This is a genomic window from Oceanisphaera pacifica, assembly GCF_017498065.1.
GTDB lineage: Bacteria > Pseudomonadota > Gammaproteobacteria > Enterobacterales > Aeromonadaceae > Oceanimonas > Oceanimonas pacifica.
This window is the reverse complement of sequence record NZ_JAGDFX010000002.1, coordinates 277660-295325: the sequence shown is the minus strand read 5'-3', so window position 1 is coordinate 295325 and position 17666 is coordinate 277660. Positions and strand designations below refer to the sequence as shown.

Sequence of the window (17666 nt, the reverse complement as noted above, 5' to 3'; positions counted from 1 at the left end):
AATTATGAAGACATCATGAGCAGCGTCTGCGAGGCCTGGAACACCTTTATTGAAAGTGCCGAACGCGTGACACAAATGTGCTCCAGAGAGTGGATAAATCTGACCAGTTAATTTTACAGAATGGTATTACGTTAAAGAAAACAGCCCAGACTGATTGGCTGGGGCTTTCTCTTTTAGCTTGGTGCTGGCTTTCTTTGTGCGAATAAATTCGCCCCTATGAAAAGCCAGAGCGACTCTCTTTGGTCATTGCGAGCGCAGCGCGGCAATCCATTTCTTTAGCTTGGTGCCTGGCGCTCGGCGCCGGGCGCTATATTCAAAACCCCAGCACTTCTTTGGCGAAGGGAATGCTGAGTTTTCGTTTGGCTTGAAACGAGGCGTTATCTAACAAGTCGAGGGCGGCTAATAATGTGCTCATGTCTCGCGATAAACGGTTTAGCAAAAAACGGCCCACATCTGTGGGTAATTTAAAACCACGCAATTCAGCCCGTAGCTGCAAGGCGCTCAGTTTACCCTCGTCGTCTAAGGGCTTAAGCTGGTAAGCCACACCCCAGTCTAGGCGTGAGGCCAAGTCAGGCAACACCAGCCCTAAGTGGCGAGGCGCATTAACGGCACTAATCACCAAAGAGCCGGCTCCTCGCTCTCTGCTGCGATTAAAAAAGTTAAAGATGGCACGCTCCCACACTTCAATACCGGCAATGGCGTCTAAATTATCAAGGCATACTAATGTTTGTAGCTCCATGCCCTCTAAAATACGTGGCGACATACTTTGGTAGCTGTCTAGGGAGATATAGGCCGCAGTTTGCCCTTCTTCATCGTCTAGTTCGGCACATGCGGCATGTAATAAATGCGAACGGCCACTGCCCTCTTGCCCCCAAAAGTACAATAAATCGTCATTTTGTCCTATGGCGGCATTTTTAAGGGCGGTGATCAGCTGTGCATTATCACCAGGATAAAAACTACCAAAGGTTTCATCGTCAGGTAATTGCACCGCTAGCGCTAACTGAGCTGGCTGATGATCCCTCTCGTCATGAGTCATATTCAACTCCCCGACCAGCTAAAAGTGCGCTCACCTTGAGCGTTAAGCTCGCTTAATGCGCTTAACGCTTGTAACACAGCTCCCCGAGAACCCGGCACACTTAGCCGATATCGCCCTTGTGAGCCGGCGCTTTCCATCACAAACACAGCGGCTACGCCATTTAGCTCAGACAATTTACGCTCCAGCAATACCGAGTCTGAAAACTCTCGCAAGCCAGAAACTAATATGGTGAGCTCGCCTGGCGCATCTTCTGTTAGCGTTAAAGGCTGTTTAGGCGCCTCATTTTTTGCGATTACAATAGGGGCTGGTTTGGCTTGGCGCACCCAATAATCATTCACCTTGGCCAATAATTGCGCCATGGCATCATTGTGGGATGGCGCTGTGAGTGTACCGGTAAGAAGTGGCGATTTCTTTTTGGCGCTAAATAACTGCCAACGCCTTGAGCTTGTCGCTGTTTGCTCTATCACCAGCCAGTAGTCTGCATCGTAACGTTGACTTGCTTGGCGCAATAAACGCGGTTCAAATGAAGAGTCACCGTTGAGGGTTATTTGCTCATCTAAGTCCCACAGCGGCCATAATAACGGCTGCTGATACTGTGCAGCGCTTGCTTGAATGCGTGAGCTGGCCTCGTTATAAACTTGGCCGTTATCACGCCACCACACCAGCAAACGAGGCTTAGGCGCCGTCGCAAAAGGCAAGCCGGCACTGTTAAACAGCGCCTGCAACTCTTGGCCATTAAAGTGGGCTTGATAGCCCATGCTGGATGACTCACTGTCTAAAAAGCGCGTGATATCACTGTGGGATTCTTCTCGCGCCCAAGAGCCCTTTACTTGCTCGCCACCTAAACGCGTGAGCACTATATCCAGCGCTTGCTCGCGCGCTTGTTCACGACTATAAGGCGCGGGATTCAAGCTCACCTCAAAGACTGATTGCGCCAAGGCGTGCGTTGAAAAAAGCCATACGGCTGCCCAAAGCAGTTTCTTTACCATCTGGTTGCCATTGTTAAAAAAGCAGTTGTCTATAATACCCATAGACGGCGTGGCAAACCAGACTCATCGCACTGGTTCACGGGGCAAAATCAAGTTCAGTAAGATGCCCACAATGCCGCATAAACTGATCCCTTGTAAGCTAAAGCCACCAAAACCAAACGCCATACCACCAATACCAAAAATTAAAATGACCGCCACTATGCATAAATTGCGCGCTTGAGATAAGTCTACCTGATGCTTAATTAAGCTGTTTAAGCCCACTGTGGCAATGGATCCAAACAATAAGATCATAATGCCGCCCATTACTGGGGTTGGAATACTCAGCATAAGCGCACCAAACTTACCGACAAATGCCAACACAATGGCAAAGCCTGCTGCCCAAGTCATAATCACCGGATTAAAGTTTTTGGTAAGCATTACCGCACCCGTTACTTCTGAATACGTGGTGTTCGGCGGTCCGCCAAAACAAGACGCACCCATGGTTGCTAAGCCATCACCTAACAAGGTGCGATGTAATCCTGGTTTTTTCAAGTAATCTTTACCGGTAACCGAACTAATAGCCAGCACATCACCTATATGTTCAATAGCTGGCGCAATGGCCACCGGCAACATAAAGAGTACGGCCTGCCAGTGCCATTCAGGAGCCACAAAGTTTGGCAGAGAAATCCAAGCTGCAGCTTGCACTGGCGAAAAGTCCACTACGCCAAACCCTAGCGCAATGCCATAGCCAACGGCGATACCCGCGGTAATAGGCACCAAGCGAAATACACCCTTAGCCATGGTTGAAACCAGCAAGGTGGTTGCTAAAGCCGGCAAAGATAACCAAAGCGCCACATCGTGAGGGATAAGTTGTGCTGAGCCATCCCCCGCTTTACCAATGGCCATGTTTACCGCCATGGGCGCTAGCCCTAAGCCAATCACCATTATAACCGGCCCCACCACCACAGGTGGCAGCAAACGGGTTAATAATGCGGTTCCGCGCCAGCGCACAACTTGGCTCAATAAAGCATACATAATGCCAGCGGCCATAATGCCGCTCATGGTGGCCGGTATGCCCCAAGTTTGTACGCCATATAAAATGGGCGCAATAAAGGCAAAAGAAGAGGCCAAAAAAATAGGCACTTGGCGCTTAGTACATACCTGAAAAATCAGGGTGCCAATGCCGGCGGTAAATAACGCCACATTAGGGTCTAAGCCGGTGATTAAGGGCATTAATACCAGCGCGCCAAAGGCGACAAATAACATTTGTGAACCCGCTATGGCCTGACGTAACGGGGTGTGGGCAACCTCTTGAGGAGCCGTCGCCAAATCTGTGTGTTCATTCGTGCTCATAGTTTTACCTTGCAGAAAAAAACCGGCTAATGCCGGTTTTAATATCGATCTTATTTAGTACCAAATATTTTGTCGCCGGCATCACCGAGGCCAGGAATGATGTAACCGTTTTCATCGAGTCGCTCATCAACCGAGGCACAATACAGTTCAACATCAGGGTGAGCCGCTTCTAATGCTGCCACCCCTTCTGGTGCCGCCACCAGTACAATCACTTTAAAGTGACGGCAGCCTTTTTCTTTTAATAGGTCGATAGTAGCAATCATAGAGCCACCGGTAGCCAGCATAGGGTCAACAATTAATGCCATACGCTCATCAATATGGCTAACCAACTTATTAAAGTAGTGTACGGGTTGCAGTGTTTCTTCATCGCGATACACCCCCACTACACTCACTCGTGCACCTGGCATATGCTCAAGTACCCCGTCCATCATGCCAAGGCCGGCACGCAAGATTGGCACAACGGTTACTTTTTTGCCTTTAATTTTGTCGACTTCTGTTGGACCATTCCAGCCTTCAATAGTGGCTTTTTCAGTATCAAAATCAGCGGTAGCTTCGTAGGTTAATAAACTCCCCACTTCTCGCGCCAGCTCACGAAAGCGTTTGGTACTAATATCGGCTTCACGCATTAGCCCCAATTTGTGTTTCACCAAAGGGTGTTTAACCTCAATAACTTTCATACTTTTTTCTCCCAACTGACGACGACACGCAAAAAAATCGCGAAACTTTAGCATAAAATAATATGCAGCGGCAGCGCTTTCTGTGGTTTATGGACAAAATTTATCTCTATTCTAGCTGATTGCCTACTTTAGTGCCTTTTATAAGAACCAAAATGTGACCCTCAACCAAAGGCGTTGGCGCTTTACTTTGGTGTGTGTCACTTTGTTGTGCTCGCTAGGTGTCTCTTAGGTGGCACTGTTAGGCGCATTAAATTAGAATAGCGAGCGTAATAATGACAAACACATGGACCCTTCGTATTTTACGCTGCTGCCTCCCCCAATTAGGCCAGCTGAAATGAAACTTGCTCCTAAAAATAATGACAAGGTAACCACTCGTGACGCAGAACAAACCCCTAAGCTATAAAGATGCCGGTGTTGATATTGATGCTGGTAATGCCCTGGTTGAACGTATTAAAGGCGTTAGCCGTCGTACCCAACGCCCAGAAGTAATGGGCGGACTTGGGGGCTTTGGCGCCTTATGCCAATTGCCTAGTGGCTATAAAGAGCCAGTATTAGTGGCCGGAACCGACGGTGTCGGCACCAAGCTTCGTTTAGCTATCGATCTAAAACGCCATCAAGGCGTGGGTATCGACTTAGTGGCGATGTGCGTTAACGACTTAATTGTGCAAGGTGGCGAGCCGCTGTTTTTCCTCGATTATTATGCGACCGGTAAATTAGATGTCGATGCCGCCGCCGACGTGGTCACCGGTATAGGTGCAGGCTGTGAGCTAAGCGGTTGTGCCTTAATTGGTGGCGAAACCGCAGAAATGCCGGGTATGTATCAAGCCGGTGATTATGACTTAGCGGGTTTTTGTGTTGGTGTGGTTGAAAAAAATGACATTATCGACGGCACTAAAGTAGGAGCCGGAGATGCCTTGATCGCCCTAGGCTCAAGCGGTCCACATTCTAATGGCTTCTCTTTAATTCGTAAGATTTTAGAAGTAAGCAATGCCGATTTGCAGCAACCTTTAGGTGAAGGCACCCTAGCCGATGCGCTTATGGAACCAACGCGTATTTATGTAAAACCAGTATTAGCGCTACTTAAAGAGTTTGATATTCATGCACTCAGCCACATTACCGGCGGCGGTTTTTGGGAAAATATTCCTCGCGTGTTACCTGCAGGCACCAAGGCGGTGGTAGACGGGACTAGCTGGCAGTGGCCTGAGGTGTTTAACTGGTTACAAGCAGCCGGTAACGTAGAGACTACAGAAATGTATCGCACCTTTAACTGTGGTGTGGGCATGGTGATTGCGCTACCTGCCGATCAAGCTGAAGCGGCCGTCAGCTTTATGCAAGACGCAGGCGAACACTGCTGGCTAATTGGTCACATTGATAAGGCAACCGATGGCGAAGAGCAGGTTGAAATTAAATGATTGAGCAGTCAAGCCCCCGCATTGTGGTACTGATTTCGGGTAATGGCAGTAACTTACAAACCATGCTCGATCAAGGCGATGCTAATCTGCTGGGCGGTAAAATAGTCGCGGTAATCAGTAATAAAGCCGAGGCTTATGGCCTTGAACGCGCTCGCGCCGCAGGCATTGCCACCGCTGTGGTATCAAACCAAGATCATGCCAGTCGTGAACACTTTGATGGCGCATTAAGTGAGGTTATTGACGGTTATCAACCTAACTTGGTGGTATTAGCGGGCTTTATGCGGATTTTAACGCCGAGCTTTGTGCATCATTATCAAGGCCGCTTGTTAAATATTCATCCTTCTTTGTTACCTCGTTATCAAGGCTTGAATACCCACCAAAAGGCCATTGATGCCGGTGATCAAGAGCATGGTTGCAGTGTGCATTTTGTTACCGAAGAGCTAGATGGCGGCCCAGTTATCTTACAAGCTCGCGTCCCCATTTTTGCCGATGATGACGCCTGTGTCGTCGCCGAGCGAGTGCAAGTACAAGAGCATGCTATTTATCCGCTAACAATACGCTGGTTTTGCGAGGGCCGAGTGGTTATGCAGCAAGGCAAAGCCTATTTAGACGGTGCCCTCTTGCCCACCCACGGCTACGCCCAAGAATAGGGTTAAGCTAACAGCGCCCAGCGCCCAAAATAATAACCCCCAAGTCTTTGCAGACTTGGGGGTTATTTTTAAGCTTGGCGCTGCTTTAAAAAGTCCCCGCTAGGCGTTCGCCTAGGTGAAAGAGGTTAAATTCACCGGGCTGCATTTTGTGCCATTGCTCGTTATTGGTCAGCGGCTGAGTGGCAATCACGGTCACAATATCGTTGGGCGTGGTTTCTTTTTGAAAATCAATTTCCACTTCTTCATCAATCAGTCGGGCTGGGCCAAAGGGCGCGCGGCGGGTGATCCAATGTAGATTATTGGTGCAATAGGTCATTAGGTATTCGCCATCGCTTAGCAGCATATTAAAAACACCAAGCTCGCGCAGTTGATCACAAAGGCTGGCCACATACCGAAACATCTCAGACATATCTTCGGGCTGGGTCGGGTATTCTCGCTCCATGGCGTCCAGTATCCAGCAAAATGCCAGTTCGCTGTCGGTTTCGCCCACCGGATTATGTCGGCCTGTGGCCAGTTTATCGTATCCGGTTAATTGGCCATTATGAGCAAAAGTCCAATAGCGCCCCCATAACTCTCGGGTAAAGGGATGAGTATTTTCTAGCGCAATACCGCCACGGTTCGCTTGGCGAATATGGCTGATCACCGAGCAGCTTTTAATGGGGTATTCTTGTACCAGCTTGGCCACGCGTGACTGACTAGAGGGCTTAGGATCTTTAAAGGTTCTTAGCCCTTTGCCCTCATAAAATACAATTCCCCAGCCGTCTTTATGGGGGCCGGTTCGGCCACCGCGCTGCATTAAGCCGGTAAAGCTAAAACAAATGTCCGTGGGTACGTTGGCGCTCATCCCTAGCAATTCACACATGATGCTTACGCTTGCTCCATTTCTTTTTCAACTAATTGGATCAGTATATGAATGATCTTGATGTGTATTTCTTGGATGCGATCGGCATAACCAAAATGAGGAACGCGAATTTCTATATCTGCCAAACCGGCCATTTGTCCGCCGTCTTTACCAGTAAGCGCAATCACTTTAATGCCTTTTTCTTTAGCCGCAGTAATGGCATTAATAATATTTTTTGAGTTACCACTGGTCGACAGTCCGAATAAGACATCACCCTTTTTCCCCACCGCTTCTAGATAGCGAGAAAACACAAACTCGAAGCCAAAGTCGTTGGCCACGCAAGATAAATGGCTAGGATCAGAGATAGCAATCGCCGGATAACCCGGGCGATTTTCACGATAGCGCCCTGTTAGTTCTTCGGCAAAGTGCATGGCATCGCAGTGAGAGCCACCATTACCACAAGACAAAACCTTGCCGCCGTCTTTAAAGCGCTCGGCCAATAATTTAGCCGCTTGTTCAATGGCTTGAATATTGGTGTCGTCAGACAAGAAGCGGTTAAGCACGTCAGCGGCTTCGCTTAGTTCGCTACGGATCAAATCCTGATACATGGTGTGGCCTCTCACTCAGCGGAAAAAGCCTATTTTGTCATAGATTGTATCAAGCGCCTAGCGCTCGCCACCAAGCACTCAGCTTAAGACAAACACAGTTTATTATTTCGCAGGGCGCCAGCTCTGCGGGAACTATAGCATTTAACTTACTGTTCACTTGCTTTAAACATTTATATCCATTACAACTAGACTTATTAAGAGGTCTGACCTCAGAATTAAGTAACCGCGCTTCGCTTGCTATCACTTTACTCTACTCAATAGGGAGTTAATGAATGACGACCTTACTGCTACTAATTGTTGCTTGGGGAATATTGGCTTATCGCCGAGCCTCGCTGTTCACTGTGACTTACGTAAGTGCCAGTGTGTTATTACTGGGCACTGCCCTTGGGCAAGTGAGCCCGGTTGGCTGGTTAGTATTTGCGGTAATAGCTGCAATATTTAACCTAAAGCCGATGCGCTCGCAGATATTAAGTTCGCCCATGTTCAACCTTTACAAAGGCATCATGCCTGAAATGTCTGCCACCGAGCGCGAAGCCATAGAGGCTGGCACCACTTGGTGGGAAGCCGAGCTATTTGCTGGTAAGCCAAACTGGAATACCTTACATCAGTACCCTAAACCACAATTAAGCGACGAAGAACAAGCCTTTATGGACGGCCCTGTGGCTGAAGTCTGTCGCATGACCAGAGATTGGGAAGTCACTCATGAGCTGGCCGACTTATCGCCCGAGGTATGGGACTATTTAAAGCAGCATAAGTTTTTTGCCATGATAATTAAAAAGCAATATGGCGGCTTAGAATTTTCGGCTTATGCTCAGTCTCGGGTATTACAAAAACTGTGCAGCACCAGTGCCGTATTAGCCTCAACCGTGGGGGTGCCTAACTCATTAGGGCCTGGGGAGTTACTGCAACATTACGGCACCACAGCACAAAAAGACTATTATTTGCCACGCTTAGCCGCGGGCGATGAAGTGCCCTGTTTCGCGCTTACCGGCCCCGAGGCAGGCTCCGATGCCGGTGCCATTCCCGATCTGGGCATTGTTTGTAAAGGCGAATGGCAAGGCGAGCAAGTACTGGGTATGCGTCTAACGTGGAATAAGCGCTATATTACCCTAGCCCCCGTTGCCACCGTGCTTGGTTTAGCTTTTAAGTTACAAGATCCCGAAGGCTTACTGGGCGATAAGGTCAATCTAGGCATTACCTGCGCGTTAATTCCTACCGATATGAAAGGCATTACCATTGGCCGCCGTCATTTTCCACTAAATGTGCCATTTCAAAATGGCCCAACCCAAGGTAAAAACGTCTTTGTGCCCTTAAACTTTATTATTGGTGGCCCCGATATGGCCGGCCAAGGATGGCGTATGCTTACCGAATGCTTGTCGGTGGGGCGTGGTATTACCCTGCCCTCGACAGGAACCGCAGGTGCACGAGTGTCGGCTATTGCTTCAGGCGCTTACAGCCGTATTCGCCGACAGTTTCGCCTGCCCATTGGCAAAATGGAAGGCATTGAAGAGCCCTTGGCGAGGCTTGGCGGCAACGCCTATTTATCTGATGCCGCCAGCATGTTAACGGTTACCGGTATCGATTTAGGTGAAAAGCCTTCGGTGATCTCGGCCATTGTTAAGTATCACCTCACCCATATCAGCCAACGTAGTTTAATTGACGCCATGGATATTCACGGCGGCAAGGGTATTTGTATGGGGCCCAATAACTATTTAGCACGGGGTTATCAAGGTGCGCCCATTGCCATTACCGTTGAAGGGGCCAATATTTTAACGCGCTCTATGATTATTTATGGCCAAGGGGCCATTCGTTGCCACCCTTATGTGCTTAAAGAAATGTTATCGGTACAAGAGCCAGATGCGCACCAGGCTCTTAGCCAATTTGATGAAGCAGTGTTTGGTCATATTGGTTTTGCTATCAGCAATACAGTGCGCAGTTTTTGGTTAGGTTTAAGCAATGCGCGCTTTAGCCCCACGCCAGTGCAAGATGCTACCGCCCCCTACTATCGCCAAATGAACCGTTTAAGTGCCAACTTAAGCTTATTGTCTGATGTAGCCATGGCCACCCTTGGTGGCGAGCTAAAACGTAAAGAGCGATTATCGGCGCGCTTAGGCGATGAGTTAAGTCAGTTGTATTTAGTGTCGGCAACTTTAAAGCGCTTTAATGATGATGGTCGCCCCGACGCCCTCTTACCCTTGGTGCATTGGGCTTGTCAAAATGGCTTATATCAGGCAGAAGTGGCAGTCATTGAGCTATTAGAAAACTTCCCGTCCCCCATATTAGGCAAGGTATTAAGCGCTTTAGTACAGCCTTGGGGCCCCGTATTAGCTCGTCCCTCTGACCGATTAGATCACAAGGTTGCACAGACGCTGCAAACACCGGGTATTGCCCGCGATGCCTTGGCGAAAGATTTGTACTTAACCGCTGAAGAGGGCAACCCACTGGGTTTATTAGAGCAAGCGTTTGCCGACATTATTCAGGCCGAGCCTATTTTTAATAAGGTAGTGGACGTATTAGGCCGTCGCCCTTTTACCGGGTTAGATCTGCTGGGGGCAGAAGCATTAAGCGCCGGAATTATCACCCAAGCAGAGGCCAAGGTATTGGAACAAGCCGAAGTGAGCCGTTTGCAAACCATTAATGTGGATGACTTTGACCCTAGGGAGTTAGAAAGCGCCATTAAAAGCAGCGCCAAGTGCCCAGCTTAACGTAACAAAGTAAAACAGAATAAAAAAAGGGGCCGCTTGGCCCCTTTATTATTTAATAGCTCATTAATGCACGATGCGGGCGCGAATGGTGCCTTCTATGCTTTTCAGCTTGGCTAGCGCTTGCTCACTTTGCGCGCTTTCTACTTCAATGACCACATAGCCAATATGCGGCGTGGTTTGTAGATACTGAGAGGCAATATTAATACCTTCAGCTGAAAACGCTTGCACAATTTGACTCAAAATACCCGGTTTGTTGTGGTGAACGTGTAACAAACGACTGGTATCTGGGTGCTCTGGCAAAGACACTTCAGGGAAGTTAACCGCAGACAGTGTTGAGCCATTATCTGAATATTTGATCAACTTGCCGGCCACTTCATAACCAATATTTTCTTGCGCTTCTTGGGTGGAGCCACCAATGTGCGGAGTTAAGATCACGTTGTCGAAGTTGCGAAGCGGTGATACAAACTCTTCATCATTAGACTTAGGCTCTACTGGGAACACATCAATAGCCGCCCCTGCAATGTGCTTGCTAGATAACGCCTCAGCCAGTGCATCAATGTCTACTACTGTACCGCGTGACGCGTTAATCAAAATAGAACCAGGCTTCATGTTAGCGATTTCTTTAGCACCAAACATATTCTGTGTTTGCGGGGTTTCTGGCACATGCAAAGACACCACATCTGACTGGGCAAGTAACTCTTCTAAGTTATATACCTGAGTGGCATTACCCAAAGACAATTTAGCTTCAATGTCGTAGTAAGACACTTGCATACCAATACCTTCGGCAATAATGCTTAACTGAGTACCGATATGACCGTAACCAATAATGCCTAAGCGCTTACCACGGGCTTCAAATGCATGGCTGGCACTTTTTTGCCATTCGCCACGGTGTGCTTTGGCATTGCGTTCAGGAATACCGCGCAGCAACAATAAAAGCTCACCCAGTACCAGCTCGGCAACACTGCGAGTGTTAGAGAAAGGCGCGTTAAATACCGGAATACCCCGCATGGCGGCGGCATCTAAATTAACCTGATTAGTACCAATACAGAAACAACCAATAGCGACCAGCTTTTCTGCCGCATCCAGTACTGATTCAGTCAGTTGAGTGCGTGAGCGTAAACCAACAAAGTGCACATCTTTAATGCGCTCTTTTAAATCGCTATCAGACAGCGAAGTCTTCAAGTAGTCAATGTTGGTATAACCGGCGTTTTTGAACATCTCAACTGAGCCTGGATGTACACCTTCCAGTAGTAAAATTTTAATTTTGTCTTTATCTAAAGAGTGATGCGCCATTACCTGGTCCTTTTAAGTACTGCGTGGGGTTTTTACTATAAAGTATCAAAAACACGCGCCTTAGGGAATGTATAAAGGCGCGGCGTCTCTTTGAATGGGGCTAAACCGAAGGGTTCTTTTACTTTAAAACAAAAACGACGTCGACTTGATCGCTAAACTTAATGTCGTTTTGTACATAGCTGGCGTCTCGCGTTTCCTCTGACGCCACTTTACTGTTTAGTGCTCCATAGTGTCGCGGTGGGATGCTGATGCGGGGAGCCTGATATTCAATTGCATACACATCACCTAATTCACGCCCTGCAGCTTGGCTTAGCTCTTTAGCAAGTTCAGTTGCCTTCGCCATTGCCGCCAATCGCGCTTTCTGGCGCAGCTCATCGCTATTACGCCGTCCATAACTCACTTGCTGAATTTCTTGTATCCCCTGCTCTAAGACTTTATTTAAGACTTGGCTAAGTTGGTCCAGATCATAGAGACGTACGCTAATGTTACGCTCGGCTCGATAACCCAACAGCTTGGGCTTATCCTCTTTTTTTGAGTATTGATAGTCAGGCCGAGTAATCACATTACCGCTATCAATGTCTTTTTTAGTCACGCCCAAGCCAGCAAGGCGACTAAATAAGGCGGCTACTTTGGTATCAACGTCTTCTTTAGCAGCTCGACTATCAGATTTAAGTGCTGTTACCTTTACCGACAGCGTCGCCATATCAGGAGCCACTTTTATTTCGGAGTGTCCTTGCGTGACAAGATGCGGTTTGTCGGGCACGGCAATGGCGACGGCATGGGAGCTAACTAATAAAGGCAGTAAGGTCAGTGTACCTAAAACTGTATTACGTACCGAAAGTGCAGTGTTGCGCATAAATAAAACCTCATCATTAACCGGTGCTTAATATCCACTTAATTTTGTTAATCATGATGATGGTACACCGCAAACCAGTTAAGCACATCATCAATTGACTCTCTGTTTAGACTGGTTGTGTCGGCTAAGGGCGTAACGGTTCCCTCTAATAATTGGTCAGCATCTTGTAAAATGTCGGTCACTCTCGGCATGCTCTGAACCTCCACTTCTGAAGCGCCCAACAAAGCCCCAGAATCAGAAGATAGCAAGGCGATTAATTGTTCGTCTTCGCTTATATTATCTTGCGAATACAGAGGAAACTGACTGCCGCTATCATCAATTAATATAATGTGTTGTTGCGAGCTATCACCTGTCACTAACCATTGCTGCGCCAAAAAATCGATAGAAAAGGTAGCCACAGGTTCGCCTTCGGCATCTAACAGCTCAATCTGATCCAATAAGCTGCCTATTAATGGCCAAGGTACTCCCACGCCATCATCAACCAAAATATCTTGCCCATTCCAGTGATACTGAATGCCTTGCAGCTGCACACCTAAAATTTTAGTCATTGTGGCCTCTGCTTGTTAAAACAGGGGCTCAAACTCAGTGCACAGAGACCAATTGAAATATTGCTCATGATGTCGCCCCACTTGTTGTCTGTTAATACTTATAAGACTAGAAGCGAACACCATTTTAATCCTGCTCAATATTTAGACAGTAAGTTCCGTAAAAGCCAAGCTTTCTACCTAAAAAATAGAACAGTTATACCCATTTTTGTGGTGGACTTACAAACCCTTGGTAAGCATCCACATATAAGGTTTTTAATACCTCTAGTTGTGGCTCAGTTTCTACCCGAGTCGCAATAGTAACAGCCCCCATACTATGAGCTGAGCGACATACAGCAGCTAAAAACGCATCATCATAATCGGCTTTGGCTACATTACTGGTAAAACTATGATCTAACTTAACGTAGTGGGGACTTAAATCGCTTAACTGCGTTAATAAGTCAAAGTGACGACCAAAGTGATCAATACCCCAAGCTACATTTAAAGAAGCGAGTGGCACCATTAACGCATTTTTATGAAACACAAAAACCTTCTCTGGCAACTCTAATAGCAACCTAGAACACACGTTAGGGTATTGGGCTAACAGCAAATCAAGTTGATGCCAAAACCCCGCTTGTTCACAACTATGTTGAGTCAGGTTAACAGCCAAATATACACTGGGTGATGCAACTAACTTATTGAGTGTGCGCTCAATAATATGTAAGTCGAGTCGTTCACCTAACTTAAACTGCTCCACCATGGGTAAAAAGCTACCTGCACCATATACAGTGTTGCCGTTACGAATTGCCATATAAACTTCTTCGTGCAGTAAGGTGCCATGAATATCACACACCGCCTGACTGCTTAACTCAAACAAATCATTGGTTAAGGCCGTTTCTATGAGCTTTTTCCACGCCAACCGTCCTAACTGGTGCTCACGCTTACTGTGCTCAATAACCACAGCCCCCGCTTCTTCCATTCGGGCTTTATTTAACGCATGATCTGCTCGTGTAAGCAGTTGAGAGCTTTCATCTTTATCTTGTATAACAGCTATACCTATCACAGAGATATTAGGCACATTAACCGGATCAATCACTTGCTCAGCAATTTGACGGTTAATTTCTTCGCCCAACAGCGACAACCGCTCTATATCAGACTCAGGCACTAACAAAGCAAACTCTCGGGCAGACAATCGCGACAAGGCAAAGTCACTAAAGCGCTGGCACAATTTTTGTAAGTCATTAGCAATCGCTTTAATCATCTGATCTCGAGCGGTAAAACCTTCCTCTTGATCTAACTTTTCGAGTATATCAACCGCTATCAGCAATACGGCACCACCAGTACCATCGCTTATCCAAGACTGGCTTTGCGAAACAAAAAAGGCTCGGTTTCCTAAACCAGAAGTAGGGTCTGAAAAAGCTCGGTGACGTAGCCGCTCTGCCTCATCAGCTTGTTCTTTAAATTGCACTTCAAGCTGACCCGACATGCTATTAATCGCCTTAACAACCTCTCTTAATTCTCGAGTGTTAGGTAACGAAATGACATGACCAAAACGCTGTCGCTCTATTTCGTGTGCTTGTAGCTCAATGTCGTGCAATGGTTTTAAAAAATAACGCAGTGCCAATACGAGTAAGCCCCAAGCCACCACAAAACATAGTACAAACCAAGTAGCTAACTGGCTCATGCCCTGCCACAGTTGATAATAGGCCTGCCCTGGGTGTCCCTCTATAGTTAGCTTACCTAGCTGTAACCAACCCGAGGTAAGCACAGCATCGTAGCTAACACTGTCGAAGAGACCTAAATTAATAAACCAGTCAGGAACGTTCTGAGGAGGGATCACATTCTCACGAGTAATGTCTTTGTTGGCTGCCAATAGCTCAAGCTGAATTTTACGATAAAAACCACCGTCAAATACGGCATTAATCACTGATTCAGCGCCCAGATTATCACTGGTTTCTAAGTATGGCGTTAATGCTAACCCAAGCGAAGTGGCCGTGTTAATGACTGTGGTTTCTTGCTGTTGAGCAAGGTAGTTCCTTGTTGAGCTAAATTGTACCGAGTAAGCCGTCACAAAAAGCATAATAAACAGCAACAGCATGGTCACTAACAGTTGACGGTAGAGTGTCATAATTAATTATCCAAGTTAATACGGGGCTTTTGTAGCCGTCTAACATCCACCCGGCCACGCAGTTCATTCCAAAGAGATAACCGAGATGCCTCCCCAGCTAGCTCACCTTGTCCTCGCTCACGCATCAACCATAGATGCTGACCGTTAAAACTGTAAATAGGGGCAAGGTCGCTTCGTTCTGTTGCCAAGCGAATGGTACCCTCTAAGTTATCTAAAATATAAGGAACGGCGGCGGGCGTTGGATAATAAGCAACAACCATGTGAAATTGGTTAAGTTCTAGCGCCTTAACATAAACCATGCGTAGCTTGTCATCCGCAATGCCGAGCTCTCGTAATGTAAAGTATTTAGCCAAACTAAAGTCTTCACAGTCTCCGCCACCTGCACCTAAAAACTCGAGAGGAGTAGCCCAATAATCTTTTTTACCCCAAAGCTTAATATCATCAATAAAATGTAAACGATTAAAAAATATATTTACCCGAGATAATACTGCACGTTCGCTTATATTTTGTGATTGTACTTGTTGCACAAGCTCTCGCCATCTCTGGGTACGCTGTGCAGCGTTTTTTCCATAAAAATGCTGCACAACAGTGATCATTTTTGCGTCTTCTTCTCTTTGTGATTGTGCTGCAGTGCCAAGCACTAAGCTTAGCAATAGCAGCCCAATCAAATAAGATAGCGAGTTGCGCATTACTCGTCGTTTTTCTCAACGCTATATACATTCCAACGCAAGCGTACATCTTCTTTAATTGAAGTTAATGCGCCCACTACACGACGATTTTCAGCAGCTGTCTGATCATCATCCCCCATCAAGAGTGGCTTAGTTTCACCATAACCAATAATTTCTAGCTGACTATTCTTAACTCCATCCTTAATTAAGGCACCACGCACAGACTCTGCTCGACGCTTAGATAAGGCTAAATTATATTGTTCTGAACCTACTTTGCTGGCATGCCCTTCTAATAATAATTTTAAATTAGGATTTTTTGTTATAAAAGCAGCCATCTTATTAATGTCGCTGTTATATTTAGGCTTAACAATAGACTTATCATGATCAAAGAAAATAATAATATCTTGCTGTAGGGCGTTATAGGTTTTGTCGCCGCAACCATCATTATCAACTTTAGAGTTACTGACAGAATCTAAACAGTTATCGCGAGCCGCAATAACACCATCGGTATCAATATCAGTGAGATCATACTCCGCTACCGTATCTTGCTCAGGTTCAGCAGTAAGAGTACAAGCCGACAACGGCAATACCAGAGCTAACATCATCCATTTTTTCATTATATTTCTCCTTAAATTAAGCTCTAAACTTACCACTGCTCAGGACGAGTGAAGCGCAAAGCATCCAGTAACTGGCCAGATGCATTCATAATGCGATACTCGGCTGCTAGCTGATCATATTCAGCATTAATATAAGAACGACGTGCTTCAAATAGCTCATTTTCAGTATTCAACACATCTAACAGGGTACGACTGCCTAAAGAGAATTGCTTTTTATAAGCATCAACCGTATTAAAGCTGGCTTCTACGTGTTGACGTAAAAAGTCTTTTTGGCGACCTAATGATTCATACGCAGCCCATGCTAAACGCATGCCTTCATCTACTTGGCGATGCGCATTCATTTGAATATCTTTTGCTTGCATCTCTAACGCAGACGTTGAACGGCTACGGGCTACGTCTGCTCCACCATTAAACAAGTTATAACGCATACGCACCATGGCCCTATAATCGTTGTTATGCCCTTCAGCACCATCAATATCATCATCCCAATTACTGCCTAACTCTAGGTGCACCTTAGGATAAAATTCAGCTTTAGCATCTTTATGTTGATAGCGAGCAGCATCAACATCAAATGAGGCCGAGGTTAATGTAGGATGCTGTTTTTGTGCAATAGATAAAGCATCATCAAGTGTCGCAGGCACAAAATTGGCATCAGCTTTAGGTTGGCGCAAGTCGTTAGGTGTCTCATTCACCAGCGCAATAAACTGACTTTGTGCATCACGCAGATTATTCTCTGCCGCCGTCATATTAGAATACGCTCGAGCGACGCGACCTTGAATTTGAGTAAAGTCGGCACTCGACCCCACACCTGAGTCGGTACGGCGTTGAATATCGGAATAAATTTGCTCATGCGTTTCTAGATTACGACGTGATAATTCTACAATTTCATCTTGGCGCAATACATCTAGGTAAACTTCAGCCACTCGCAAAGCAATATTTTCAGCATTAGATAACAGGGTATAACGCTGTGCATCTGCTTCTGCCTGAGTACGGCCGACATTACTCGAGGTCTTAAAACCATCAAATAAAAGTTGGCGTAATGATAAGCCCAGCTCTTTACGCGTCAGCTCTTCGGTATTATGTGTCGCTCCACGTAAACCTGGGCTGTCGGTATATTCATAACCAATACCGGCATTGGCATCTAGAGTAGGCAAATAACCAGCCGTTGCTTCATCTTGCTCATATTGACGAGCTTGATACAAATGAAACGCTTCTTTAACTTTAGGGTGCGTCATTAAGCTTTGCGTTACTGCTTCTTCCAACGTTTGTGCATGCACAGGTATAACAAACACCGCACCAACCAGCATAGAAATTGCACTTTTTTTCATTT

The 17666-nt window shown here is 46.5% G+C and carries 16 protein-coding genes; 3 read left to right on the top strand and 13 right to left on the bottom strand.

Translation table 11 applies throughout. The features are described 5' to 3' along the window. Positions 1–313: 313 nt before the first annotated feature. From hda to upp, 4 genes are all read right to left on the bottom strand, one after another. Positions 314–1036: a DnaA inactivator Hda gene (gene hda, locus J3U76_RS02725; protein ID WP_208004134.1), complete on the bottom strand. Its 723-nt coding sequence runs from the start codon at positions 1034–1036 to the stop codon at positions 314–316. A gap of 2 nt (positions 1037–1038) precedes the next feature. Beyond that, positions 1039–2025 carry a DUF2066 domain-containing protein gene (locus J3U76_RS02720; RefSeq protein WP_208004133.1) on the bottom strand — a complete coding sequence of 329 codons (987 nt, stop codon included), beginning with the start codon at positions 2023–2025 and terminating at the stop codon, positions 1039–1041. A gap of 63 nt (positions 2026–2088) precedes the next feature. Next, positions 2089–3357, bottom strand: a complete 1269-nt coding sequence (locus tag J3U76_RS02715) for a uracil-xanthine permease family protein (RefSeq protein ID WP_208004132.1) — start codon at positions 3355–3357, stop codon at positions 2089–2091. 50 nt (positions 3358–3407) lie between these two features. Then, entirely contained in the window at positions 3408–4034 is a 627-nt protein-coding gene (gene upp, locus J3U76_RS02710; protein ID WP_208004131.1) for a uracil phosphoribosyltransferase, read from the bottom strand. Positions 4035–4408: 374 nt separating this feature from the next. Here upp and purM point away from each other — a divergent pair, with 374 nt between their 5' ends. Both purM and purN read left to right on the top strand, forming a co-directional pair. Further along, positions 4409–5446 carry a phosphoribosylformylglycinamidine cyclo-ligase gene (gene purM, locus J3U76_RS02705; protein WP_208004130.1) on the top strand — a complete coding sequence of 346 codons (1038 nt, stop codon included), beginning with the start codon at positions 4409–4411 and terminating at the stop codon, positions 5444–5446. Next, complete coding sequence (gene purN / locus J3U76_RS02700; RefSeq protein ID WP_208004129.1) at positions 5443–6096, top strand: phosphoribosylglycinamide formyltransferase; 654 nt, start codon at positions 5443–5445, stop codon at positions 6094–6096. Before purM ends, purN begins: the two co-directional genes overlap by 4 nt. A gap of 85 nt (positions 6097–6181) precedes the next feature. On the opposite strand, the gene J3U76_RS02695 is transcribed toward purN, so the two are convergent. Together J3U76_RS02695 and lpcA are read right to left on the bottom strand one after the other, a co-directional pair. Beyond that, entirely contained in the window at positions 6182–6958 is a 777-nt protein-coding gene (locus tag J3U76_RS02695) for a class II glutamine amidotransferase (RefSeq protein WP_208004128.1), read from the bottom strand. A gap of 5 nt (positions 6959–6963) precedes the next feature. Beyond that, on the bottom strand, positions 6964–7545 hold the full coding sequence (lpcA, locus tag J3U76_RS02690; protein WP_208004127.1) for a D-sedoheptulose 7-phosphate isomerase: 582 nt from the start codon (positions 7543–7545) through the stop codon (positions 6964–6966). Positions 7546–7817: 272 nt separating this feature from the next. Here lpcA and fadE point away from each other — a divergent pair, with 272 nt between their 5' ends. Then, positions 7818–10250, top strand: a complete 2433-nt coding sequence (fadE, locus tag J3U76_RS02685; protein WP_208004126.1) for an acyl-CoA dehydrogenase FadE — start codon at positions 7818–7820, stop codon at positions 10248–10250. Positions 10251–10313: 63 nt separating this feature from the next. Here fadE and serA read toward each other — a convergent pair whose 3' ends face one another. The 7 genes from serA to J3U76_RS02650 form a co-directional block, all read right to left on the bottom strand. Beyond that, complete coding sequence (gene serA, locus J3U76_RS02680; protein ID WP_208004125.1) at positions 10314–11543, bottom strand: phosphoglycerate dehydrogenase; 1230 nt, start codon at positions 11541–11543, stop codon at positions 10314–10316. A 118-nt stretch (positions 11544–11661) separates the two neighbouring features. Next, positions 11662–12399 carry an SIMPL domain-containing protein gene (locus J3U76_RS02675; RefSeq protein ID WP_208004124.1) on the bottom strand — a complete coding sequence of 246 codons (738 nt, stop codon included), beginning with the start codon at positions 12397–12399 and terminating at the stop codon, positions 11662–11664. A gap of 47 nt (positions 12400–12446) precedes the next feature. Continuing rightward, positions 12447–12947: a hypothetical protein gene (locus J3U76_RS02670; protein WP_208004123.1), complete on the bottom strand. Its 501-nt coding sequence runs from the start codon at positions 12945–12947 to the stop codon at positions 12447–12449. 193 nt (positions 12948–13140) lie between these two features. Next, the gene (locus J3U76_RS02665; RefSeq protein ID WP_208004122.1) at positions 13141–15051 is read right to left on the bottom strand and encodes a bifunctional diguanylate cyclase/phosphodiesterase; all 1911 of its coding nucleotides are present in this window, start codon (positions 15049–15051) and stop codon (positions 13141–13143) included. Between the two features lie 2 nt (positions 15052–15053). Beyond that, positions 15054–15740 (bottom strand): transglutaminase-like cysteine peptidase, encoded by a 687-nt coding sequence (locus tag J3U76_RS02660; protein ID WP_243454000.1) that lies wholly within the window; start codon positions 15738–15740, stop codon positions 15054–15056. Continuing rightward, complete coding sequence (locus J3U76_RS02655; RefSeq protein WP_208004121.1) at positions 15740–16336, bottom strand: OmpA family protein; 597 nt, start codon at positions 16334–16336, stop codon at positions 15740–15742. The genes J3U76_RS02660 and J3U76_RS02655 overlap by 1 nt, the downstream gene beginning before the upstream one ends. Positions 16337–16365: 29 nt before the next feature. Further along, complete coding sequence (locus J3U76_RS02650) at positions 16366–17664, bottom strand: TolC family outer membrane protein (RefSeq protein ID WP_208004120.1); 1299 nt, start codon at positions 17662–17664, stop codon at positions 16366–16368. Positions 17665–17666: the final 2 nt, after the last annotated feature.